Origin of the sequence: Saccharospirillum alexandrii, from assembly GCF_004000275.1 — a bacterium.
Classification (GTDB): domain Bacteria; phylum Pseudomonadota; class Gammaproteobacteria; order Pseudomonadales; family Natronospirillaceae; genus Saccharospirillum; species Saccharospirillum alexandrii.
This window is the reverse complement of the sequence record NZ_RCIP01000004.1, coordinates 142,820-165,664: the sequence shown is the minus strand read 5'-3', so window position 1 is coordinate 165,664 and position 22,845 is coordinate 142,820. Positions and strand designations below refer to the sequence as shown.

At 55.4% G+C, this 22,845-nt stretch carries 20 protein-coding genes; 9 read left to right on the top strand and 11 right to left on the bottom strand.

Going from position 1 to position 22,845, the window contains the following annotated elements:
* Positions 1–4: 4 nt before the first annotated feature.
* A complete protein-coding gene (gene coxB / locus EP166_RS16570; RefSeq protein ID WP_342775647.1) occupies positions 5–1,135 on the bottom strand; it encodes a cytochrome c oxidase subunit II in 1,131 nt (376 codons plus the stop codon).
* 341 nt (positions 1,136–1,476) lie between these two features.
* Here coxB and EP166_RS16565 point away from each other — a divergent pair, with 341 nt between their 5' ends.
* Both EP166_RS16565 and EP166_RS16560 read left to right on the top strand, forming a co-directional pair.
* Complete coding sequence (locus EP166_RS16565; RefSeq protein ID WP_127559130.1) at positions 1,477–2,796, top strand: MATE family efflux transporter; 1,320 nt, start codon at positions 1,477–1,479, stop codon at positions 2,794–2,796.
* Positions 2,797–3,015: 219 nt separating this feature from the next.
* Positions 3,016–3,624: a hypothetical protein gene (locus EP166_RS16560; RefSeq protein ID WP_127559128.1), complete on the top strand. Its 609-nt coding sequence runs from the start codon at positions 3,016–3,018 to the stop codon at positions 3,622–3,624.
* On the opposite strand, the gene EP166_RS16555 is transcribed toward EP166_RS16560, so the two are convergent.
* The 3 genes from EP166_RS16555 to EP166_RS16545 are packed head-to-tail and all read right to left on the bottom strand — an operon-like array spanning position 3,621 to position 5,476.
* Entirely contained in the window at positions 3,621–4,712 is a 1,092-nt protein-coding gene (locus EP166_RS16555; protein WP_127559126.1) for a 5-(carboxyamino)imidazole ribonucleotide synthase, read from the bottom strand. The genes EP166_RS16560 and EP166_RS16555 overlap by 4 nt on opposite strands.
* A gap of 3 nt (positions 4,713–4,715) precedes the next feature.
* On the bottom strand, positions 4,716–5,180 hold the full coding sequence (gene purE, locus EP166_RS16550; protein WP_127559544.1) for a 5-(carboxyamino)imidazole ribonucleotide mutase: 465 nt from the start codon (positions 5,178–5,180) through the stop codon (positions 4,716–4,718).
* 35 nt (positions 5,181–5,215) lie between these two features.
* Complete coding sequence (locus EP166_RS16545) at positions 5,216–5,476, bottom strand: YheV family putative zinc ribbon protein (protein WP_127559124.1); 261 nt, start codon at positions 5,474–5,476, stop codon at positions 5,216–5,218.
* A 206-nt stretch (positions 5,477–5,682) separates the two neighbouring features.
* Between EP166_RS16545 and EP166_RS16540 the strand changes: the two genes are divergently transcribed.
* Positions 5,683–6,594 (top strand): MaoC/PaaZ C-terminal domain-containing protein, encoded by a 912-nt coding sequence (locus EP166_RS16540; protein ID WP_164743988.1) that lies wholly within the window; start codon positions 5,683–5,685, stop codon positions 6,592–6,594.
* Positions 6,595–6,609: 15 nt separating this feature from the next.
* Here EP166_RS16540 and yihA read toward each other — a convergent pair whose 3' ends face one another.
* Positions 6,610–7,257 (bottom strand): ribosome biogenesis GTP-binding protein YihA/YsxC, encoded by a 648-nt coding sequence (gene yihA, locus EP166_RS16535; protein WP_127559120.1) that lies wholly within the window; start codon positions 7,255–7,257, stop codon positions 6,610–6,612.
* A 236-nt stretch (positions 7,258–7,493) separates the two neighbouring features.
* Between yihA and EP166_RS16530 the strand changes: the two genes are divergently transcribed.
* The 4 genes from EP166_RS16530 (at position 7,494) to EP166_RS16515 (ending at position 11,395) form a co-directional block, all read left to right on the top strand.
* Positions 7,494–8,126: a c-type cytochrome gene (locus EP166_RS16530; protein WP_127559118.1), complete on the top strand. Its 633-nt coding sequence runs from the start codon at positions 7,494–7,496 to the stop codon at positions 8,124–8,126.
* A gap of 164 nt (positions 8,127–8,290) precedes the next feature.
* A complete protein-coding gene (locus EP166_RS16525) occupies positions 8,291–8,923 on the top strand; it encodes a thiol:disulfide interchange protein DsbA/DsbL (protein WP_127559116.1) in 633 nt (210 codons plus the stop codon).
* 122 nt (positions 8,924–9,045) lie between these two features.
* Positions 9,046–9,861: an endonuclease/exonuclease/phosphatase family protein gene (locus EP166_RS16520; protein ID WP_127559114.1), complete on the top strand. Its 816-nt coding sequence runs from the start codon at positions 9,046–9,048 to the stop codon at positions 9,859–9,861.
* Between the two features lie 97 nt (positions 9,862–9,958).
* Complete coding sequence (locus EP166_RS16515) at positions 9,959–11,395, top strand: GGDEF domain-containing protein (protein WP_127559112.1); 1,437 nt, start codon at positions 9,959–9,961, stop codon at positions 11,393–11,395.
* Positions 11,396–11,428: 33 nt separating this feature from the next.
* Here the strand turns inward: EP166_RS16515 and EP166_RS16510 are convergent, their stop codons facing one another.
* Entirely contained in the window at positions 11,429–13,717 is a 2,289-nt protein-coding gene (locus EP166_RS16510; RefSeq protein WP_164743987.1) for a hybrid sensor histidine kinase/response regulator, read from the bottom strand.
* A 286-nt stretch (positions 13,718–14,003) separates the two neighbouring features.
* Positions 14,004–14,534, bottom strand: coding sequence for a GNAT family N-acetyltransferase (locus EP166_RS16505; RefSeq protein WP_127559108.1), 531 nt, complete (start codon positions 14,532–14,534; stop codon positions 14,004–14,006).
* A gap of 162 nt (positions 14,535–14,696) precedes the next feature.
* Between EP166_RS16505 and EP166_RS16500 the strand changes: the two genes are divergently transcribed.
* Positions 14,697–15,191: a peroxiredoxin gene (locus tag EP166_RS16500; protein ID WP_127559106.1), complete on the top strand. Its 495-nt coding sequence runs from the start codon at positions 14,697–14,699 to the stop codon at positions 15,189–15,191.
* A 174-nt stretch (positions 15,192–15,365) separates the two neighbouring features.
* Entirely contained in the window at positions 15,366–15,713 is a 348-nt protein-coding gene (locus EP166_RS21780) for an MGMT family protein (protein WP_127559104.1), read from the top strand.
* Positions 15,714–16,531: 818 nt separating this feature from the next.
* Here EP166_RS21780 and gyrB read toward each other — a convergent pair.
* The 4 genes from gyrB to dnaA are packed head-to-tail and all read right to left on the bottom strand — an operon-like array spanning position 16,532 to position 22,677.
* Positions 16,532–18,943 (bottom strand): DNA topoisomerase (ATP-hydrolyzing) subunit B, encoded by a 2,412-nt coding sequence (gene gyrB / locus EP166_RS16490; RefSeq protein WP_127559102.1) that lies wholly within the window; start codon positions 18,941–18,943, stop codon positions 16,532–16,534.
* Positions 18,936–20,036, bottom strand: a complete 1,101-nt coding sequence (gene recF, locus EP166_RS16485; protein WP_127559100.1) for a DNA replication/repair protein RecF — start codon at positions 20,034–20,036, stop codon at positions 18,936–18,938. The genes gyrB and recF overlap by 8 nt, the downstream gene beginning before the upstream one ends.
* A 25-nt stretch (positions 20,037–20,061) precedes the next feature.
* The gene (dnaN, locus tag EP166_RS16480; protein ID WP_127559543.1) at positions 20,062–21,168 is read right to left on the bottom strand and encodes a DNA polymerase III subunit beta; all 1,107 of its coding nucleotides are present in this window, start codon (positions 21,166–21,168) and stop codon (positions 20,062–20,064) included.
* 24 nt (positions 21,169–21,192) lie between these two features.
* The gene (gene dnaA / locus EP166_RS16475) at positions 21,193–22,677 is read right to left on the bottom strand and encodes a chromosomal replication initiator protein DnaA (protein WP_127559098.1); all 1,485 of its coding nucleotides are present in this window, start codon (positions 22,675–22,677) and stop codon (positions 21,193–21,195) included.
* Positions 22,678–22,845 lie beyond the last annotated feature (168 nt).

The window sequence follows — 22,845 nt, the reverse complement described above, 5'->3', positions numbered from 1 at the left end:
CTCCTTATTCGCCAGCTTTAAAGTTGTAAACATCAACAGGGGTAACCATGTCACCCACGTCGTTACCCCAGGCATTACGCTCGTAGGTAATCACGGCAGCCATATCGGCATCGCTCAACTGATTGCCATAAGCCGCCATGGCGGTGCCACGCACACCGTTAACCACCACATCCAAATGCCCTTCGGCAGGCCCCAGTGCAATCGGGCTGTTGGCCAGCGCCGGAAACGCACCCGGCACTCCGGCACCGTTGGGCTGGTGACAAGAGGCACAGGCAGAGCTGTATACCTCTTCACCCCGCTCCATCAGTTCATCGAAGGTCCATTCACGGTCGTTCAATTCCGCCAGTGCGATGGCTTCCTGCTCTTTATCGGCCAGCCATTGTTCAAATTCTTCCGGTGACACGGCTTCGACAACGACAGGCATAAAACCATGATCCTTGCCACACAATTCAGTGCACTGACCACGGTAGGTGCCTTCTTCGTTGATGATGGTCCAGGCTTCGTTGACGATGCCGGGAATGGCGTCTTTCTTAACGGCCAGCGCCGGTACCCACCATGAGTGGATCACGTCAGCAGAGGAAAGCAGGAACCGAACCTTGGTGCCGGTTGGCAACACCACGGGCTCATCCACTTCCAGCAGGTAATTCTCGTTTTTTTCGAGCCGGTTGTTGATCTCGTCACGCGGGGTGGACATGCTGGAGAAGAAGCTGACTTCCTGTTCGGCATTTTCGTCGATGTAGCGATAGCGCCAGCGCCACTGATAACCGACCACTTCGAGCGTCACTTCCGAGTCTTCGAAGTTATACATGTCGGCCAGGGTGTACGTCGCTTTCACACCAATGGCGAAAATGACCGCCGCTGGAATCAGCGTCCAGGCGAGTTCGACCTTGGTGCTTTCATGAAAATTAGACGATACCGCACCCTTGGATTTGCGGTGCTTGAACATGGAATAGAACATGACACCAAACACCAGCACGCCGATGACCACACACACCCACAACGTCAGCATATGGAGCCCGTAAACTTCCTGGCTGATGTCTGTCACACCCCGGGGCATATTGAGCGTCCAGTCGGCACGCGCGACTGAGCTTATCAACAGCGCCGTCAGGGCAATAAATACCCTTTGCAGCTTCATCTGCATCCTTCACCTCTGCACTTGTTATTGTATTGGGATTCCAGGGTCGGGCCGGATCACCTATTTTACTGCGCTTGCTGGCGTCTGATTAGCAACTTACTGAGTGAAGGGCTAAAGCAGCGGCCTAAGGCTGGTCTGTGCCGAATTGAGTCTTTCTTGCTTCCCGGATCACCCGATTCAGATTGAGTCGAGTTAGTATAAACACGGATATTTTTAAAACCCAAGCATCAAGCGTTCCAAGGGTTGTTCAAATATCAGTCAGAAAAGACGAAATTATTTGTAAAAACAACACCTTAGAGGAATTATGGTGCTTCAAAAATTTACCCGGGAGTGGGCCTGATTTGATCCGCGTACCCAATAAAGCCTGGCGTCACACCTGGGCACTGATGTGGCCGGTGATGCTGGCCAATCTGTCCCTGCCATTACTGGGGCTGGTTGATACCGCCGTACTTGGTCATCTCGACGACAGCGTTTATCTGGCTGGCGTCGCGCTGGGTGCCAGCCTGATCGCCTTTGTGTTCCTCGGTTTCAACTTTCTGTCGATGGGGTTGTCTGGCTTTACCTCCCAGGCCAAGGGTGCCGATGATGCCAGACTGATTCGCACCCAGCTTGCCCAGTATTGCCTGGTGGCCGCCCTGCTATCGGCGACGGTGCTGGCCGCACAATCGATGCTGATTCAACTGGGGCTGGGGTTCATGCAGGCTTCGGAGGCTGCTACCGCCGAGGCGCGCCTGTATCTGAGCATTCGCATCTGGGGCGTGCCCGCTCAGGTCTTTACCTCCATGCTGCTGGGTTTCTTTGTGGGCATGCAAAATACCCGCATCGCTCTGGTAACCGTGTCGGTGGCGCAACTGGTGAATCTGGTGCTAAACGTTTTTCTGGTTTACGGCGTTGGCATGACGACTGATGGCATTGCTCTGGGCACCGTCATTAGCGAGTACCTGGCCCTTGCTCTGGTACTGCTGACCCTGAGGCGCACTCTGAAGCACCTGGCGCCTGGTCTGGATGCCAGCCGGCTGAAGGCTCTGGCGGCCTATGCGGGCATTTTCAGCGTCAGCCTCAGTTTGTTCATTCGTACCTTTTTGTTACTGATGGGTTTCGCCTGGTTCAACCGGCTGAGTGCGGCCCTCGGTGATACCGTACTGGCCAGTAACGCCATTCTGCTGGCGTTTCTGACGCTGATTTCCAACAGTATGGATGCCAGCGCTGCCGCTGCCGAAGCCCAGGTCGGGCTGGCCATCGGTCAACGCGATCCGCAAGCGCTGCGCGAAGTACTGTGGACCACTGGCTGGTGCGCTTTCGGCCTGGCTTCCGCGCTGACGCTGGTGTTTGCCCTATTGGGCAATAATCTGCTCGGCATTCTGACCAGCCAACCAGACCTGCAACAGCAAGCCAGCGCCTACCTGCCATGGGTTGTTGCCATGCCTCTTTTGGCCGGAACGGCCTACTGGCTCGATGGTGTGTTCATTGGCGCCCGCCTCACCGCCCAGATGCGCAACGGCGTCGTGTTCGGATTTTTCAGTTTTGTTCTGGCAAGCCAGTGGTTGCCGTCAACCCAGCAGGCCCTCTGGCTGGGGTTCAGCCTACTATTTATAGGTCGCTCACTCTGGATGCTGACTGTTTACTGGCATTCGGTACGCCCAATGACGCAGACACCCTGAAACAGAGTTTGACCCTCAGGGTACGTTGCCAACAACTCCAATTGCGGCAAAGTGAACAGGCTGGGCTACACTGACAACGACATTTGTGCATGCCACACACACAGGTTATCCGCCGCGTAAGCACACCCGGATATCTACCGGTACGCGATCATTGTAGGGATTGACGGTCGACACCCGAGACCTGCACGCTCGCTGATTCACCCGACAAGGCCCGCTGTCATGTCTACACCTTGCATTGATAATGCCCTGGATAAAGCACTGGCCGCCACGGAAGGAGAGCAAAGTCTGCAGCGTTTTATCGCTGTTTTTCATCGCAAACACCCGGCATTGCTGGTAGTGGAACACGGAACGCCCGAACAGCGACTGACCGCCATGCTGATCCAGTATTGCCGCTTGTTGCCCATCCTGCTGGAAGAAGCCAGGAACGTCACCGCCAATGATAAAAACGCCGGCGATTTCGACCCCCTGTACGATCTGGTGGCCGAATTCTTTTCCAGCCTGGAATCGGGGCGTCTGGCCTTTGGTATTCTGGGCATTCTCGACAAGGTGTACTTTGGTCACCGCCTGCTCGAGGAATGGCACGACCGGCGCCGGCTTCACACCCAGTGTGCCGCGCTCAGCTGGGATACGTCCCTGTCGAATCTGCTGGTACACACCCTGATCGGCGATGCTTACGCCAACGAGCTGGATGCTGCCGTTATGGAAATCATCGAAAAGCAGCCAACGTCTTTTGACACCACCGGTGCCACGGGCAAGAACAGGCCACAGCAACCACCCTACCCCTGCCTGGCGTCCCGCCACGGTGTGCGTTTGTCGTGGAGTCGCTAACCCAGGTCGTTGACCAATAAGGCTTCCACCTGCAGGCAGCGTTCGTGCAACTGCGCCTCGCTGGGCGCGGTGATGGTGATATGGCCGATCTTGCGACCCGGGCGCGGGTCTTTGCCGTAATCGTGCCAGTGGGCACCGGGTATCGCCAGAATGGCAGCGCGATCCGGAAGCGCTCCGATCAGGTTATACATTGCTACTGGCTGAGAAGCCCGGCACCGGCCCAGCGGCAGATCAGCGACGGCTCGAATATGGTTTTCAAACTGGCTGCAGGTGCTGCCTTCTATGGTCCAGTGGCCGGAATTATGAACCCGGGGCGCAATCTCGTTGGCCAGCACGCGATCACCGACCACAAAAAATTCAAAGGCCAGCACGCCAACGTAGTCGAGCGCGGCCATCACCTGGCCGACAGCGGTTTCCGCCTGGCTTTGCAACGGATGCTCGGCCACCGGTTGCGACCGGTACAGCATGCCCTGGCGATGTTCGTTGCGCACCAGCGGGTAAAAGGCGAGCTCGCCCGATGCCGACCGCACGCCGATGCAGGATACCTCATAGTCAAAATCGACAAAGCCCTCGTAGATCAGCGGCACCGAGCCGAGTTCGGCAAAGGCATCTTCGGCATCCGCTTGCGTGCGCAACACTTTCTGGCCTTTGCCGTCGTAGCCGAGCGTTCGGGTTTTGAGAATGGCAGGCAGGCCAAGCCGTTCCAGAGCGCGGTCGAGATCTGCCTGGTCGGTGATGTCGGCTATGGGCGCAGTTGGGATATCCAGGCGCTGAAACAGGTTCTTTTCCAGCCAGCGATCACGGGCAGTTTCCAGCGCCCGGGCGGAGGGATACACCGGTACCTGGTCAGCAATAAAAGCAACGGTTTCGGGCGGCACGCTTTCAAATTCGAAGGTAACCCGATCCGACATTTTCAAGAGTTCGCGAATGGCGTAGTGATCGTCGTAAGCGCCTTCGACCAGGGGCCCCAGGTCAGCGGCACAGGCGCCTTTGGCCGGGTCGAGAAAAGCCATGCGAATGCCCAGCGGCACGGCTGCCAACGCCATCATGCGGCCCAGTTGGCCGCCGCCTATGACTCCAATGCGCATGCGTCAGTCTCCCGGAACCGGATTGGCCAGCACCCGGTCGGTCTGGTCGCTTCTAAATTTCAGCAGGGCGGCACGCACGCTTGCGTTCTCATTGGCGAGAATACTGGCTGCCAGCAACGCCGCATTGATGGCACCGGCCTTGCCAATGGCTAGCGTACCGGTGGGAATACCGGCCGGCATTTGCACAATGCTGAGCAGCGAATCGACACCACTGAGCATGCTGCTCTGAACCGGAACACCCAGCACCGGCAAGTGGGTCTTGGCGGCACACATGCCGGGCAAATGAGCGGCACCACCGGCGCCCGCAATAATGACTTTCAGACCACGGTCGAACGCCGATTCCGCATAATCAAACAGCAAGTCAGGCGTACGATGCGCCGACACCACTTTGCATTCGTGGGCGATCCCCAACTGAGTCAGGGTGTCGGCAGTGTGGCTCATGGTGGCCCAGTCGGACTGGGAACCCATAATGATGCCAACGGTTACAGCCGGGGCGTTTTGCGTCACTGGAAGTCATCCTTAGCGGGTGAGGTTGGATCAAGAATTTTAACCGGGGTTGCTTCAACCTCCGGTTTGGGCGGTGGCGGCGTGACCCGGGTCTTTATTTCATTAACGCTCTGATGGGTCTGGCTGATGCGATCGATATAGCCGCAGTCGACACACTCGCGCACCATGATGGCACCCTCATGCTCGTAACCCGCTTTCAGGGTATCCATGGTGCCGCATTTGGGGCACACCGCACCGGCGATGAATCGAACCGTCATAGTCAACTGCCTCTTAAAATCGCGATTATACGGAAGTGACGCAGCAGCGTCATTGTCGACCGCTCGGTCAAAACACCTCGGCAGCCAATGAGGTTCCTGTGCTAAACTAAGCGGCTGTCACCTGTGCGTGTGCATGGGTGGCTCGCTAGGGCCGATTACCCGTCGCCTTACGGAACCCCGTTCGCCGAACCATGGATGGTGACACCATGTCCGATAAATTAAAAACCCGCTGGTTCCAGACACCCACGTCGTCTTCATCACTGGGTTACGCTACCCGGTTCTACATGAAGGTGTTCCAGAGCCTGAAAGCCGATGAGTCCTTGAACCTCGGCGCCCAGCTCGCACCGTTGAAAACGAACTGGTATCTGACTGAAAAAACCACCGCGCGCTGGCACAAGGTGTTCAACTACCAGACTACGGCGCCGCAGGCGTTCACTTACAGTGCGCCGGCCGGCGTTTGGGCGTTGATGCAGGTACTGGAAGACCTGGGAATCAAGTTCAGCCGCATCATGCACCTGCGCAGCCACCTGCTGCTAACCTCGCCCGACGGATTTGAAGTGAATGCTCACTACACCACTAACGTACGCTATATGGGAGCCAGGCCGTTAAAAAGCCGATCTGTAGCACTGATTTTCCGGTCTGAAGTGCGCGATGTTCGGGGTCGGGAAATCATGCAACTTGAAGACGAACTGTACGTCGGAGGCTTGCCGGAAGATTTCGTCGCACAACTGTCATCCGAACACACAAAAGTGCCCCAGGCGCAACGCAACGACATTGCCATCGATAACCCGGTCGCCGATCAGATTCCGGTGTCCATCGGTCGGCGTCTGGGCAGTCAGTACGGGAAACTGTCCGGCGATTTGAACCCGCTTCATATCTCAAGCATCGGGGCTCGGTTGCTGGGGCACTCAGGGTCTTTTGTGCAGGGTTTGTGCACCGCCAACCTGCTGCTGGCAACCCTGGGAACTCACTGGCGCCGCTCGGTCCGCAGCCTGACCATGGAATTCAAACGGCCGGTGCCGCAACCCGCCAAACTGACGCTGATCTGTACCCTTGATCAGTTCAGTCTGATCGATAGCAAAAAACGCGTTCTGGTAACGGGCTCTTACATCTGCTGATTAAGCCGTTGGGTACTAAACTTGCGAATTGGGGTTTTCCTCAGCCGCTTCCGGTGCGGGCTCAGGCTCCATCTGCTCCCGTAACCAGCTCTCCAATTCGGCAACCCCGTCTTTTTTCAGCGAGCTGAACAGTTGCGCTGAGAGCCAATTGGCTTGCGACTGTAACTGGCTGCGCACTTTCATCAGGGTGGTCTTGGCCGGGCCCTTTTTCAGTTTGTCACTCTTGGTCAGCAAGGCACGCAGCGGCATCTGTGTCTGGATCGCCCAGCGCACCATCATCTCATCGAACTCGGTCATCGGGTGGCGCACATCCATCACCAGCACGATGCCTTTGAGACTGTGCCGATCTGCCAGGTATTCGCCGATGTTCTTTTCCCAGTCCTCCTTCATGTCCCGGTTGACCTTGGCGTAGCCGTACCCCGGTAAATCGACCAGGCGGCAGTTCTCGGTCGACAATGAGAAGTAGTTAATCAGCTGGGTGCGGCCCGGCGTTTTTGAGGTTCGGGCCAGTTTGGAATTGCGCGTCAGCGCGTTCATTGCACTGCTTTTACCCGCATTCGAGCGACCCGCAAAGGCCACTTCAGCACCGCTATCCGGTGGGCTTTGCTGCAGATGCTGGGCACTGGTCAGGAATCGGGCGGAATCAAATCGCAAAACCGACATTGGGGAATCTCTCAACGGGGGTTAAAAACCGGCAGTGTACCTGAAAACCGGTCCGGACGCTGAGCCGTTGGTCGCTCCATGTTCAATTAATACCCACTCAGGGTGCGGGGTTTCTTCTCAACACCCTCCCGGGTCTATATAATGCCCGGTCATATTACCGGTGTGGTCAGAATCCGGATCCGTGCACATCCGTTCTGATGACCGACCTTTTCCACCTTTGACGTGCGGGACGCGACATGAAAAAACTGATCGTAGGCCTTGCCATGCTGGCCGGCATTTCAGGCTTTGCAATGGCCGAGGGCAATGCTGAAGACGGCGAACAATACACAGAATCCTGTGCCGCTTGCCACGGTGCCGACGGCAACAGCGCTGCCGCCTCTTTCCCAAAACTGGCAGGCCAGGGTGAAGCCTATCTGCTCAAGCAGTTGATCGACGTCCAGAATGGCGATCGTGTGATCACGCAAATGTCCGGACAGCTCGATGGGTTCAATGAAGACCAGCTGGCCGACATCGCTGCCTTCTACGCCAGCCAGAATAAGACCGTCGGCAATGCCGATCCGGATCTGGTCGCTCTGGGTGAACAGCTGTATCGCGGTGGCAACCCGGAAACCGGCGTACCCTCCTGTGCCGGCTGTCACTCTCCGACGGGTGCAGGTAACGCCCCTGCCGGATACCCGATGTTGTCTGGCCAGCATGCCGCCTACATCGAAAGCCAGTTATACAAGTTTCAGCGTGGCTATCGCGCCTCTGAACCCAGCGACGAGGCCCGCACCAACGATGGCGAATCCCGTGTCATGCGCTCGACCGCTTTTCGCCTGAAAGATTTTGAAATTGAAGCGCTGGCCAGTTATATCAACGGGCTGCACTGATGATCCAAAACCCGGGTTAAACCGGCCGTTCAGGCCCGGTTAACCCGAGGTAAAGACAATGAAAAGCGAAGGACCGGTTCAAGGCCTTCGCTTTTTTTGTGGGTGGCTTTCAGGCAAAGTGACGGCCATTCCCCTATCCTGGTCCTCTTGTGGAGATCCAACCTATGTTTAAACGTGTGATGTTGTCCGCGCTGGCGCTGATGGTGCTGGCTGGCGGTTCCGCTACTGCAGAAGAATTTCAGGCAGGCACCCATTATCAGGTATTGCCGGAAAAACTGCCGACCAGCTACCGGGGTGAAGAAGCGGGTGAGATCATGGAGATCTTCAGCTACAGCTGCATTCACTGCTTTAACCTGGAACCCTTTGTGACTTCCTGGAAACAGGGCAAGCCCGACGACATTCGCTTTACCCCCGTGCCTGTGCTGTTCAACGACCGCCAGATTCCGGAAGCCAAAGCGTTTTATGCCGGTCAGTTCCTGGACGTGATCGCGCAGAGCCACCCGTCGATTTACAACGAAATCCATATAAACCGGAACCGCCTGTCATCCGATGAAGACTTCGCTGAAATTTTTGAACGTTTCGACGTCAGTGAAAGTGAATACATGGACATGGCCAACTCCTTTGCCGTCAACACCCGCATTTCCCTGGCACAGAAAATCACCCGGATGAGCCAGATTCAGGGCACACCCAGCCTGGTTGTTAACGGTAAATACCTGATCTCCGGACAAATGGCCGGCGGCAACGAGCGGATGTTTACCGTCGCTGAATGGCTGATTCGCAACGAAGACCAGCTGTAAAGGGTCACCGGAACCAAAGGCCCGATAACAACGTCTTGCCGGTTGCGCTACACTGAGTAGCCAGCCGGCCCTTCTGTTTTATTCTTGTCTGCCGTCGGGCCACCATCTACAGGAGCCCGTCAATGAAACCGAGCCACCTTGATTACGAATTCCCGGTTCACCTCAGTGACCCCAGGGAGTTCTATCGCAAGGCCGACCCGGACCATCTGACGCTACTGAGTTTCAACATTCAGGTTGGCATCAACACCCGACACTTTCCCGATTATTTTTTTAAATCCTGGCAGCACGTTTGGCCTAGCCGGTCACGCCAGCACAATCTGGATCGGATCAGTGATCTGATACGCCACTTTGATGTGGTCTCTTTGCAGGAAGTCGATGGCGGCAGTTTTCGCACCGGCTTTGTCAACCAGGTGGAATACCTGGCAAAGAAATCCGGTCAGCCATACTGGCACCAGCAATTGAACCGCAATCTGGGACGCTTTGCGCAACACAGCAATGGGTTGATTTCCCGCTTTGAACCTCACCGAATCGACACCCACGCCCTGCCCGGTTTGCCGGGCCGGGGTGCCATCGTGGTTCAGCTTGCCGACGAACACCCGGTTGTTATCGTGATGCTGCACCTGGCGTTAAGCAAAAAAGCTCAGGACCAGCAACTGCGCTTTATTCGCAATCTGATTCAGCAATACCATCATGTGATTGTGATGGGTGATATGAACACCCACAGCCTGCGACTGCTTAACGACTCTCCGCTGCGCGAATGCGGACTCAAGTCGGCGCATGCCCGGGCGACGTTTCCCAGTTGGCAGCCCCACCGCTGTCTCGACCATATTCTGGTCAGTCGTCATCTGCGCATCGTGCGCATGGGCGTACTGGACTTCCCGCTGTCCGATCATCTGCCGGTAGCGCTTGAAATAGAATTGCCGGAACTGGCTCGATAAAAGCGGCGAGTCAGATCGGCGCGGCGCCAAAGCGCTGCTATACTCGCATCAGCTTGGGTAATTTTTAGCAAGGCATCGGCATGGGTATGTGGGACGAATGAGCGAAATACAGGACTTGTTGCGGCGTGGTGTACTGGACCTATCCATTATGGTTCGGGGCATTGACCGCGAGCTCGATGAAACGCTGGATCAGCTTAAATTGACTTTGCGTCAACGCAACGATCTGGATGCCGACGCTTTTGGCAAAGCCCTGGACGCCACCGACAAACGCTTTGACCTGATCGAGAGCCGCACCGAAGAAGGTGTCAACCAGCTCTATTCACTCTATCAGTTGTTGGTCGATACTGACGACGATCGCCTACCCAGCTCTTTAATACGCCATCTCAGCGAACGCAGCCCCTACGTCCAGGATGCCTTGTCTCTGGCGCATCAAATACAACCTCTGGTCTCAGTGGCCGCAGATCCGGACGCCGACAACAGCACCCTGGTTCGGCTGCGGCAAAAACTCTGTTCACGCTTTATCACCCTGTTGCGCACCCTGGCCATTTTGGGCGATGAAGACGGTGCTCTGCGTGCTTTGGCCGCCCGACTGGAACCAATACCAGACTGGTCGACACTGGATGGTCTGGCGGCTGAGACCATTATGTTGATCCAGACTCGACTTAACCAGGAAAAGGGTAAGTTCGAGTATTACCTCAATGAACTGAATGCCAAATTGGTTGCCATCAACCAACTGATTGGTGAAGACCAGGCAGCCGTTTCCGATCTGCAGACTCTCAATGAGAGTCTGAACGCCAATGTTGACCACCAGCTTGAGCGAGTGCGCTCCGAACTGGAAACGGCCACCGATATGCAGGCTTTGCGGCTGGCCATGACGCACTCCATGGACGATTTGCTGGGCGTTTTAGGCGAGTTTCAGAACCAGGTAAAAACCAGCCTGTCAGCCATGCATCAGCGCCAGGCAGAACTGACCGAGCAACTGACGTCATTGCAGGCCGATAACCACAAGCTGATCGAACAGGTGAACCAGGAACGCGAATTGTCACTGCGAGATCCACTGACTCAATTACCCAACCGGCAAGGCTTTGATGCCCGCCTCGCCGAGGAAATAGCCCGCAGCGAGCGATACCAGCAACCCTGCTGTGTCGCCCTGATCGACATTGATCTGTTCAAAACCATCAATGATCAGTACGGCCATTTGGCGGGTGACAAAGTGCTCAAGGTGCTCGCCAAAGAAATGCGCAGCCAGTTACGGCAGTCAGACTACCTGGCTCGGTTTGGCGGTGAGGAATTCGTGTTGCTGCTGCCCCAGACCCCCATCGATGCAGGCATGCAGGCCGTGGAAAAAATGCGGCTGCACATCAGCCAGTGCCCGTTCAATTTTCAGGGTAAACCGGTGCAGATTACGTTTTCCGCTGGCGTATCCGCCTACCGCAACGGTGAGTCAGCCGATCAATGGCTGCATCGCGCCGATGAAGCGCTGTACGCCAGCAAAGACGCAGGCCGGAATAGAACGACACCGGCTGATGGCTGATAATAGAGACAATCCGCACCCGCTCAAGGGCGTTCACCGGTCGCATGCGTATTGAGCCAATATCCGTTCGAGGTGGCGGGTATTGATGGGTTTGGTCAGAAAGTCATCCATACCCGACTCGATGCAGCGACGGCGAACGTCCTCCAGAGCGTGAGCAGTCAATGCCACTATGGGTAGCCGAAGCAAATTATGGCGCTTCTCATACGTGCGGATAGCCTCTGTTGCGGCATAGCCATCCATATGAGGCATTTCGCAATCCATGAGCAGAACGTCACACTCAAAATCCTCAGACTGCCGGGCCTCAACCGCTTCCCCACCGTGACTGGCCAGCACAACCTGATGGCCCAGTTTCTCCAGCAGTCCTTCAATAACCCGCTGATTGACCATATTGTCTTCCGCCACCAGTACGCGCAGCCCATTCCGGGGCCGTTCATCGGCCGTTAGGCGGGTTTCTTCGCGACGCTGACGAGCCTGCAGAAACGGCAACTTCACGGTAAAGCAGGAACCCTGGTTTGGCACACTGCTGACCGTTAATGCTCCCCCCATTAACGCCACCAGTTCACGACTGATAGCCAGACCCAGCCCCGTTCCACCGGCTTTGCGCTGGCGTCCCGGATCGACATCGGAGTACAGATTGAACAGGTTTTTCTGGTCAACTTCGGAAATGCCAATCCCCGTGTCTTCAACCCTGAACTCCAGCAGCCGGGGTGCTTTGGGGTCAACGCTGAGCGTTAGCTTGACCGAGCCCAAATCTGTGTACTTGATGGCATTGCTCACCAGGTTAGAGAGTACCTGACGCACATGCTGCGCATCCAGCATTACCCAGGCCGGTACTGTTGGGTCTATGTCACCAGTCAGCGCCAGTGATTTATGCTCGGCCTGAGACAGGAACAGTTTCACCTGCTGTTGCACCAGCTGGTGTACATCGACCGGTTCGCGGCGAAACGCCATTTTCCCCGCCTCGATCTTGGAGTAATCCAGAATGTCGTTGATCAGTGCCAGTAAAGAACTGCCCGAGCCCTGAATGGTATCGACATAGCCACGCTGCTCGTCATCCAGACGAGTCCGGGATAGAACTTCCGTCATTCCCAGCACGCCGTTCAGCGGCGTTCGTATTTCGTGGCTGATCTGAGCCAGGAACTGGCTCTGGGCTTCCACTCGCATACGCTGGCGATCCTGTTCATCCCTCAGCAGGCGAATCCGGTAAGCCAGGGCAAAACTCAGCAACATGGCTTCCGCAAAAGACCCCATCTTCGACGCCAGGTTAGGCGGCAGCGGCGCTTCAATGCCCAGCAAGCGACCCAGCAGAAAGACCGAGTTGCCCAGCGCGAACACAACCCAGGCCAGTACAAAAAACTTGGCGGCGATAAAGCCCACGCGCCATGCCCGAATACCGGCGGATATCGCCAGAACCATAAAGACGATGATGGTAGGCGTATACAATCGGGCAAACCAGTCTAGATCAATCGTGACCAGCATTACGGCCGCAACACACTGCAGGGCGATCATGCCATAGAGCGCCCACAGGTGGGCACGTGAGGTTTTGCGCAAATTCAGAAAGTGGATGACGAACAAACTCGCAAAGGTAACCGTCGCCAGGGTTATCCAGAAATTGTATTCATAGTGATAGATCAGATCTGGTGGCCACAGATACTGTGCCATATACCCGTCGAGCGACAGTTGCAGCACCCCAAAACCGGAAATAAACAGGACATAGAACAGGTAGCTGACATCCCGCACCGTGGTGTACAGAAACCCGTTGTACAGCACCATCGCAAGCAACACCCCGTAAAACAACCAGTTGCCAATGTCAGCTTTGAGCAAGGGCGACCAAAAGTCATCACTGGGATAGGCATGCAGCGGCACCAGGGCCGAAGGTGAGGTTTCAATGCGCATCAAATAGGTAGTGGGACCATAAACCTCAACCGGAATAATGAAGAACCGGTGATCTTCAATTCGGCTCTGGCTCGGACGTTGCAACCCGGAGCGGTAGATCAGTCGGGGCCCACTACTACCAAACACCTGATACACATCCACGTAGTCCAGCAAGGCATTGGACAAAACCAGGTGCCATTCTTTGTGAATTGACTGGGACGCATCCAATCTGAACTGTATCCAGAAGGGGGTATCATCGTAGCCGCGACTGATGCTGCGAGCCCTGTGCTCGGTCCAGGCGTCGGCATACTCCGGTTGCAGAATATCAAACGGCGATAATTGCCCGCTGTCGTCAGCCAGCAGCAAGACCTGGGGGCCCAGATTTTCGACATTCGATTGCGTCAGTTCGATAAGCGGTGCTATGGGTTCAGCCCGTATCGCAGGCATCGCCAGGCATCCAAGCAACACAACCAGTAGAGGAGAAAGCAGGCTGAATAGCCCTGACAGGTGCCTGATTCCGGCCATGCGTTGTAAATGGCTCAGTAGCGCATTCCGGCGTGTTCTTAACAGCACAGCTTAACATCCATTTGTCAGCTCCGGGCTTTGGCAGGCACAGTCGCACGGCAGTCAGTGAGGGAGTCGTTCACCTCACCCGGGAGGTAATCCATTTGAAAAGCCGGGTCAGGTCACTGTTCATTTTCCAAAACAGTGCACATGGACCACAGCCCCAAGGTTATCCGTTTATCTTATTATTGTTGAGCTCCTTAATATACCAGTGATCGCACGCATTGTGACCGGTTTGGCCAATGGGTTGAGGCAGGCGAATAAAACCCGATTGTCGATACAGCGCGGCTGCCTGAGCCATCCCGTTCAAGGTCTCAAGATAGCACCACTGATAATGACGCGCAGCAAAGTCCAGGGCCACTTCCATCAGTCGTGCGCCCAGTCTCGCACCGCGATGTTCGGCAAGCACGTACATTTTTTGCAACTCACAACAATGCGCCACCCCGTGCAGACGTCCTATACCACAACCACCCACAACCCCTTCCCTGCTTCTGATAACCCAATATGCCGTAGTGTCGCTGATATAGGCACGACTCAGATCGTCGAGTTCCGGGTCTTGCCAGGCAAAACCCGGGCGGTTGGCGCCAAATTCAGTCAGCCCCTGTCGAATTACAATCGCCATGGCGGCGTTGTCGGCAGGTTGAATCCTCGCCAGGGTATATTTTCCTGCGCTGTTCGCATCAATGCCGTCGGATACCATGGCCGATATGCTCCTGAAGTCTGTGGTTGATCGGTTTGCGACCCCGTCCCAGTCAATGTCTCAATTAAGCCGCATCAAGTCCACCGCCAGCCCGGTTTCGTATATCATGGCCATCAAACACCATCACTGAACAGACTGGAACCCATGGAGAAGCCTGAGATTATGACCATTCAAGTTGGAGAAACCCTGCCCAATGTCCTGCTACACCGCATGGGCGAAGGCGGCCCCGTCAGCGTGTCATCCGACGATCTTTTTGCCGACCAGACGGTCGTACTGTTTGCTGTCCCAGGTGCCTTCACCCCCACCTGCAGCCAGTCACACCTGCCCGGCTTCGTGGTAAACGCCGACACCCTCAAAGCAAAAGGAGTTGACCGCGTCGTGTGCCTCAGTGTCAACGACGCCTTCGTCATGGCTGCCTGGGGCAAACAGCAGAATGCAGACGCCCTGGACATGATCGCCGACGGCAACGCCGATTTTGTAGAAGCCCTGGGTCTGGAAATGGATGCGACTGCTCGTGGTATGGGCGTGCGCTCTCGCCGCTTCGCCCTGATTGCTAAGAATGGCGTCGTTGAATGGATAGCAGTGGAGGAACCAGGACAGTTCGAAGTCAGTTCTTCAGAGCACGTCATTAACGCCTTGGACAAACTCCAAAGCTGATAACGATGGTTGTCGCTCGTAAGGGTTGTTCCACGTGGAACAAACCCTTACATTCACAACAGATCAAATTGTTAATCCCCCTCTTCTCTTTCCCACCAACCTTGATATCACCCATTCACCGAACTCACCGCAGCGGCTAAACTGACTAACCAATTCTGTTTCAGGTAGGAAGGCATGTCAGGTAACCATCAGGATGACATTCACACATCGGCCAAAGCCGCGTTTTACCAGACCCTCAGTTCCATTCCTCCCGGCTATTTCACCAGCTATGGCCGCCTGGCAAGCCTGTGCGGCGTTCATGTTCGGCAAATACAAGCCTGGCTTAGATCACTGCCGAGAGAATCTGGCCTGCCATGGTTCAGGATCATCAATAGCCAACGGAAGATTACTGAGCATCCTGGATCAATGACGCAATATGAGTTGTTAAAGGCAGAGGGATTATTGGCAGACTATCGGGGACGCTTTCCAAAGGACCGATACTGGCCGGACTGTCTGAGCACTCACCAGGGTGACCCTGATTAGAGATCACTTAATTTGAACCATGTTCCACGTGGAACTTAATAGCTAGGGAGCCTCTGAACAACTCCCCTGAGGCTCTGGCTTATCCGAGGGACGTTGCCGCGAGGCGGACTTGGACTTATGCAGGAATGTCTAGACCTTTCAAATGAGTCCAACGAAGTAGCAGCGTTCCTCGGAAAGTCGGAATGCCGCACCACCCGTAGGGCGCGACTAAAACGTCCTGCCCCGGCGTTGCACTTCTTGACAAGGGCTACCGCCATTGAGCTGCGAAGTGCGTAGGACTGGGCCGGCACTCCGGTGCCGCCCACTTGGCCAAAACGTTTTAGCTCGCGCAGAGCCTTAGGGGAGTTGTTCAGAGGCTCTAGTGCTGCAGACTAAACGTTAGAGCTATTGAAAGAGCCCTAGAACGAAATTCTAGCCAATGAGCAAGACAACAATACCTTCTATTGTCTAGCAATAGGTGCGCAGCACCAGGCGCGAGCACCACTTCTATGGGTAAAAAGACTTTATATCCATAAAAAAAAGGGCCTTAGTAGGCCCTTTAGTCAAATATCGAATTACTATTCTTTAGGTCTAACCGCGATATCCAGCTAAGTGCTGGCGGCCGGTAGGTCTATCCGGGGTAGTCCGCAACAGGGACTAAAACGCCAGGAGCGTTTTAGCATGAGCGCAGCGAACCCGAAGGGTGAATCCCATGGACGGGATTCATATCATGCGGTCTAGGCTCCAGGGATGGATTGAGTGGGCGGCATTCCGCCCGACCCCGGATAGACCTAGCGGTTGCCAGCACGAACTCGAGGCAGCATGGTAAAAGAAACCACCTAGTAATCCAGGTTGCTCACCAGCAGTGCATTTGTCTCGATAAAGGCACGTCGTGGCTCTACATCATCACCCATCAGGGTGCTGAAGATCTGGTCGGCGCCGATGGCGTCTTCAATCGTCACCTGCAGCATACGGCGCTGCTCCGGATCCATGGTGGTTTCCCACAACTGGTCCGGGTTCATTTCACCCAGCCCTTTATAGCGCTGAATGTTGTAGCCGCGCTTAGCCTCACCCATCATCCATTCGATGACTTCCTCGAACTCGGCAATGGGCTGGGACTTCTCACCACGTTTGAGATAGGCGCCCTCTTCAATCAGGCCATCCAGCACGTTACGCAACGCAACAATGGCCTGATACTCCTTGCTTTCAAAGAAGGTATGAGAGAACTGGTAGTCGGTTCCCAGGCCATGAGCAATCGCCTGCACCTTGGGCACAAAGATGTGGCGTTCCTGATCTTCGGTGATCGACATCTGATACGTCGTGCTGCCAGCGTTGGTGTCCATCAGACGATCGCTCAGGTGATCCACCCAGTCGGCGACTTCTTCCTGGTTTGACAACATCTCCGGTGTCAGATCTGGCATATAGATCAGTTCTTGCAGCACCGCTTTTGGATAAACCCGGCTCATGCGATCAATCCGGCTCATCACTTCTTTATACTGGTTAACCAGGTTCTCGAGCTGGGCATCACGGATCGGCGGGGCGGTGTCATTCACGAACAACTCCGTGCCATCGAGCGCCTGGGAAATCAGGTACTGCTCAAGGGTTTTTTCATCCTTGATGTACTGCTCCTGCTTGCCCTTCTTCAGCTTGAACAGGGGCGGCTGTGCGATATAGATGTGGCCATTCTCAATCAGCTCCGGCATTTGCCGGAAAAAGAAGGTCAGCAACAAGGTACGAATGTGCGAGCCGTCGACGTCGGCATCCGTCATGATGATGATCTGGTGATAACGCAGTTTGGCCAGATTGAACTCTTCACGGCCGATACCGCAACCCAGGGCTGTGATCAGCGTGCCGACCTCGGCTGACTGCAACATCTTGTCAAAGCGGGCCTTCTCGACGTTCAGGATCTTGCCTTTCAACGGCAGAATGGCCTGGGTACGACGGTCGCGGCCCTGCTTGGCAGAGCCACCGGCTGAATCACCCTCCACCAAATACAGTTCAGACAGTGCCGGATCTTTCTCCTGGCAGTCGGCCAGTTTGCCGGGCAGACCCGCGATATCCAACGCGCCCTTGCGTCGGGTCATGTCACGGGCTTTGCGGGCTGCTTCACGGGCCCGGGCCGCGTCGATCATCTTACCGACCAGAATTTTGGCTTCATTCGGGTTTTCCAGCAGGAAATCACCGAATTGTTTGCCCATTTCCTGTTCAACCGCCGGTTTGACCTCGCTGGAAACCAGCTTGTCTTTGGTCTGGGAGCTGAATTTCGGATCCGGTACTTTCACCGAGATGATAGCGGTCAGACCTTCGCGTGCATCATCGCCGGTGGTCTGCACCTTGTGTTTCTTTTGCAGGTTTTCATTCTGGATATAGGTATTCAGCGTGCGCGTCAGGGCAGCACGGAAGCCAGCGAGGTGACTGCCACCATCCCGTTGGGGAATGTTATTGGTGTAGCACAGAATGTTTTCCTGATAGGTGTCGTTCCACTGCATGGCCACTTCCACGCCGATGCCGTCTTCTTCCCGCTGATACGAGAAATGAAACACCTGGTTCAGTGTCTGCTTGTTCTTGTTCAGGTAGTCGACAAAGGCCTTCAAGCCGCCCTCGTACTTGAAGTACTCTTCCTTGCCGCTGCGTTCGTCTTTCAGATGAATCGCAACCCCTGAGTTCAGAAAACTCAGCTCTCGCAAGCGTTTGGCCAGAATATCAAACGAATACTCAATGGACGTGAAGGTCTCGGCGGACGGTTTAAAGTGAATGGTCGTCCCAGTGTAATCAGCCTCGCCTACAATCCTCAGCGGTTCCTGTGGTACCCCATGTACGTAGCGCTGCTCATGCACCTTACCGTCACGACGAATGGTAAGAATCACTTCAGAGGACAGGGCGTTGACGACTGAAACACCCACACCGTGCAAGCCGCCCGATACCTTGTAGCTGTTGTCGTCGAACTTTCCGCCAGCGTGGAGAACCGTCATGATCACTTCTGCTGCCGACTGCCCTTCTTCGTGCATGTCGGTTGGAATGCCCCGACCATCGTCACTGACGGTGACCGATTCATCCGGATGAATCACTACCTTGATGTCTTTGCAGTGCCCTGCCAGGGCTTCGTCGATGGAGTTATCCACCACCTCAAACACCATGTGGTGCAAACCGGTGCCATCGTCCGTATCCCCAATGTACATACCGGGACGCTTGCGCACAGCATCCAGTCCCTTAAGTACTTTAATACTGGAGGAATCGTAACTGTTACTCATCTGGTAGCTCCAAATCGTTCGCCGGACGTACCTGGCCCTGTTCCACATGGAACACTCGGACCTGATCCGGCGCTTGCCAAAAATCCTTGAGGAGTGACGGGTCGACACTGGTCATAAAGACCTGACCGGTCAGTCCTTCCATCAGGGCGCCTAACTTCTGAATATGGTGCCGATCCAACTCCGCTGGCAGATCATCTACCAGAAAGGTTGTTGGGCGGTGGTGAACGTCTTGCAAATGCAGACTCTGAGCGACCTTGAGTGCACACACCACCAGCTTTTGCTGGCCACGCGACAGCACATCGCTGGCAGACTGGTTCCCCACCTTGATGCGCATATCAGCGCGTTGTGGGCCACTCTGGGTATACCCCAACTTAAGATCACGCTCCCATTGTTGCTCGAGCACATCAGCCAATGGCCGGGCTTTGTCCCAGCCCCGGTAATAATGAATCCGAACATCGGGCAGATCGATCAGCGCCGCTAGCACCTGGTGAAACCGGGGCACGAAGCCCTCCAGATACTGCTTTCTCAATTCATCCAGCTGCTCGGCAGCGGTGATAAATTCACGCTGCCAAATGGCCAGCTGCGAACGCTCTATTCTACCAGATCGAAGCAGGGAGTTGCGGTTTTTAAGGCTTTTTTGCGCGTTTTGCCACTGGCTGTGAAACGTGTCTTCCTGATGGAAGACACCCCAGTCCAGAAACTGTCGACGATGCCCCGGCGAGCCTTCCAGTAACAGAAAGCTGTCGCTGTGAATCAGCTGCAGGGGAAGCCGTTGCGCCAGTTCAGACACTGCGGTGACCGATTCACCGTTTATCCGAATGCTGTGATGCCCGGTGCGAGAGCGTTGCACACCGACACGGGTCTTGTTGGCGAACTCTGCGAACACCGTCGCGTCGTCGACGCCTTGGCGAATCAGGGTACGGGTACGGGACACTTTGAAGGAGCGGGCCAACGCCAGCAGATGAATGGCTTCGAGTACCGACGACTTGCCAGCGCCGTTATCCCCGGCCAGCACATTAACACCCGGGCCGGGGTCGAAACGGGCCTCCGCCAGGTTGCGGACACCCTGAATGGTCAGTCGTCGGATGGACATGTCGGGCTAAAGACCCTATGCCCGGTTACAAGCGCATCGGCATCACAACATACACCGAAGAGTCATCATCGAAATCGCTCAGCAGGGCGCTGCTGTTGGCGTCTGAGAGCACCAACTTGACCTGCTCACCCTGGGTCACGTTCATGACATCAAGCAAGTAGGTTACATTGAAGCCGACTTCGAGTTCCGGGCCCTGGTAATCGATTTCCTGATTAACCTCGGCTTCTTCCTGCTCCGGGTTATTGGCCCTGACCTGGAGATTATTCTCACTGAGCAAGAGACGGACGCCTCGGTATTTTTCGTTGGAGAGAATGGCTGCACGACTGAAAATGGAACGCAACGACTGCCGATCGCCCACCACTTCCTTATCACCACCACGAGGCACTACTCGCTCATAGTCCGGAAACTTGCCGTCAACCAGCTTGGAACTGAAGGTAAAGGCCGCTGTTTTAGCGCGCAGATGGTTGGTGCCCAGCGAGATCTCAACCGAGTCATCCGAGTCGCTCATCAGCCGGTTCAATTCAAGGATGCCCTTGCGCGGCACAATAACCTGGCGCCGTTCCTCAACACCCAGTGCCTCGACACTTTGGCTGCTCATAGCCAGACGATGGCCGTCGGTCGCTACCGTACGCACCCTGTTCTGTGACAATTCAAGCAACATACCGTTCAAATAATAACGCACATCCTGTTGCGCCATGGCAAAGGAGGTAGCGTCCACCAGCTTTTTTAACGTTTTCTGCGGCATGTTGAAATTCAGGGTGTTTTCATCTTCCTCGACATTCGGGAAATCGGATGCCGGCAAGGTGGACAGCGTGAAGCGGCTGCGACCGCTGGTCACCACCACACGGTCGTCGTTTTGAACCAGACTGATCAGACTGTCGTCCGGCAGTGACTTGACGATATCGAGCAGCTTGCGCGCTGGGACCGTGACAGCACCCTCGGTCGAGGGCTCCGACAGTTCAACCCGGCCCTGAATCTCGACTTCGAGGTCAGTACCGGTGAGTGACAGCTGGTTGCCTTCGATCTCCAGCAGCACGTTAGACAGTACTGGCAATGTCTGACGTTTTTCAACAACACCCCCCACCAGTTGCAGCGGCTTTAACAGGGTGTCTCGTGGCAATGAGAATTGAATCATGAGTCCGTTTCCATCCATTAATCAGGTGGTCAGCGTTCGTAACAGGTTGTTGTAATCTTCGTTGATGTCCAGGGTGGTTTCGCGCAATTCCCTGACCTTGCGACAGGCGTGTAACACCGTTGTATGGTCGCGGCCGCCAAAGGCTTCGCCAATTTCCGGCAAGCTGTGCTGGGTCAGTTCTTTGGCCAGGGCCATCGCCACCTGACGCGGACGTGCAATGCTGCGACTGCGTCGCTTGCTGTGCAGATCCGATATCTTAATCTTGTAATACTCAGCCACCGTTCGCTGAATATTATCAATACTGACTTGTTTGTCTTGCAGCGCCAAGAGGTCTTTCAACGACTCTTTAACAAAGGCAGTATTGATCGCCGCTCCGGTAAATTGCGAATTCGCCACTACCCGTTTCAGCGCACCCTCGAGTTCCCGTACGTTCGAACGGATTCGCTGAGCAATAAAGAATGCCGCATCGGCCGGCAGCTTAACTCGCTGCTTTTCCGCCTTCTTCATCAGAATCGCCACCCGGGTTTCCAGATCCGGCGGTTCCACTGCCACGGTCAGGCCCCAGCCAAAACGGCTTTTAAGGCGATCTTCCAGACCTTCAATTTCCTTGGGGTAACGATCGCAGGTAAGAATCACCTGCTGGTTGCCCTCCAGCAAGGCATTAAAGGTATGAAAGAACTCTTCCTGGGAGCGGTCTTTTTTGGCGAAAAACTGTATGTCGTCAATCAACAGAGCATCGAGACTTCGGTAAAACCGCTTGAACTCGGCCATAGCATTGAGCTGCAACGCCTTGACCATATCCGCCACAAACCGTTCCGAGTGCAAGTAAACCACTTTGGCGCCAGGGTTTTGATCGACAATATGATTACCAATCGCCTGCATCAGGTGGGTTTTACCCAGACCAACACCCCCGTATATAAACAGTGGGTTGTAGGCACCACCGGCGTTATCAGCCACCTGCTGACTCGCTGCCAGGGCGAGCTGGTTTGACTTGCCCTCCACAAAGGAAGCAAAGCTGAAACCGGGGTTCAGGTAACTTTGAAATTTCCCCTTACCACGTTGGGAGCCCGTCGTTTGCACGGGCATCGGGTCATTGTTCAGCCGTTCAGCCACAACAGAAGCAGGCTCGGTCGGTGGCGGCAGGTTATCAGTTTGTGCGGATTCCGGATCCACCAGAGTACCGGTCTGCCCGCGCTTGTCGTTACCGGTAGGGGCCGGTTTTTGGGGTTCCGGTGAACGCCGCGCCGGCCGTGCCGGACGACCGGACCGGGCACTGACTTCTACCAGTACTTCCGCCCCGGTCGCACCAAACTGATTCATCAGTTCCTGAATGCGATGCAAATATTTGTCCCGAACCCAGTTACCCACAAAACGGTTGGGTGCCAGCAACACCAGCGCCTCACCATCGTGTCGATGGCTCAGGGGGCGAATCCAGGTATTGAACTGATGCGAGGGAACCTCTCCGCGCAGCAGGTCAAGACACTGTTGCCAGGCTGAATCGGGCACAAACTCTCCGGAAGACGATCAAAATAGAAGCCGCATTCTAACTTGCCCACACGTCACACGCCAGTCGCAGTCTCGTCAAAAACAGCACCATCGATTCTTCTTTTCACCGTCGCTCAAACCGCCCTAATCCCGCTTTATCCGGGCCTTACAGAGCGTTTTTCGACAATA

Bases quoted from the DNA above. Each gene is read 5' to 3' on its own strand.
- EP166_RS16510 (WP_164743987.1), bottom strand. From the start codon at position 13,717: ATGCCTGCGATACGGGCTGAACCCATAGCACCGCTTATCGAACTGACG.
- yihA (WP_127559120.1), bottom strand. From the start codon at position 7,257: ATGTCGGTTTTGCGATTTGATTCCGCCCGATTCCTGACCAGTGCCCAG.
- EP166_RS16515 (WP_127559112.1), top strand. From the start codon at position 9,959: ATGAGCGAAATACAGGACTTGTTGCGGCGTGGTGTACTGGACCTATCC.
- EP166_RS21780 (WP_127559104.1), top strand. From the start codon at position 15,366: ATGTCAGGTAACCATCAGGATGACATTCACACATCGGCCAAAGCCGCG.
- gyrB (WP_127559102.1), bottom strand. From the start codon at position 18,943: ATGAGTAACAGTTACGATTCCTCCAGTATTAAAGTACTTAAGGGACTG.
- EP166_RS16540 (WP_164743988.1), top strand. From the start codon at position 5,683: ATGTCCGATAAATTAAAAACCCGCTGGTTCCAGACACCCACGTCGTCT.
- coxB (WP_342775647.1), bottom strand. From the start codon at position 1,135: ATGAAGCTGCAAAGGGTATTTATTGCCCTGACGGCGCTGTTGATAAGC.
- EP166_RS16505 (WP_127559108.1), bottom strand. From the start codon at position 14,534: ATGGTATCCGACGGCATTGATGCGAACAGCGCAGGAAAATATACCCTG.
- EP166_RS16555 (WP_127559126.1), bottom strand. From the start codon at position 4,712: ATGCGCATTGGAGTCATAGGCGGCGGCCAACTGGGCCGCATGATGGCG.
- EP166_RS16545 (WP_127559124.1), bottom strand. From the start codon at position 5,476: ATGACGGTTCGATTCATCGCCGGTGCGGTGTGCCCCAAATGCGGCACC.
- EP166_RS16525 (WP_127559116.1), top strand. From the start codon at position 8,291: ATGTTTAAACGTGTGATGTTGTCCGCGCTGGCGCTGATGGTGCTGGCT.
- EP166_RS16500 (WP_127559106.1), top strand. From the start codon at position 14,697: ATGACCATTCAAGTTGGAGAAACCCTGCCCAATGTCCTGCTACACCGC.
- EP166_RS16530 (WP_127559118.1), top strand. From the start codon at position 7,494: ATGAAAAAACTGATCGTAGGCCTTGCCATGCTGGCCGGCATTTCAGGC.
- recF (WP_127559100.1), bottom strand. From the start codon at position 20,036: ATGTCCATCCGACGACTGACCATTCAGGGTGTCCGCAACCTGGCGGAG.
- EP166_RS16560 (WP_127559128.1), top strand. From the start codon at position 3,016: ATGTCTACACCTTGCATTGATAATGCCCTGGATAAAGCACTGGCCGCC.
- EP166_RS16520 (WP_127559114.1), top strand. From the start codon at position 9,046: ATGAAACCGAGCCACCTTGATTACGAATTCCCGGTTCACCTCAGTGAC.
- purE (WP_127559544.1), bottom strand. From the start codon at position 5,180: ATGGGTTCCCAGTCCGACTGGGCCACCATGAGCCACACTGCCGACACC.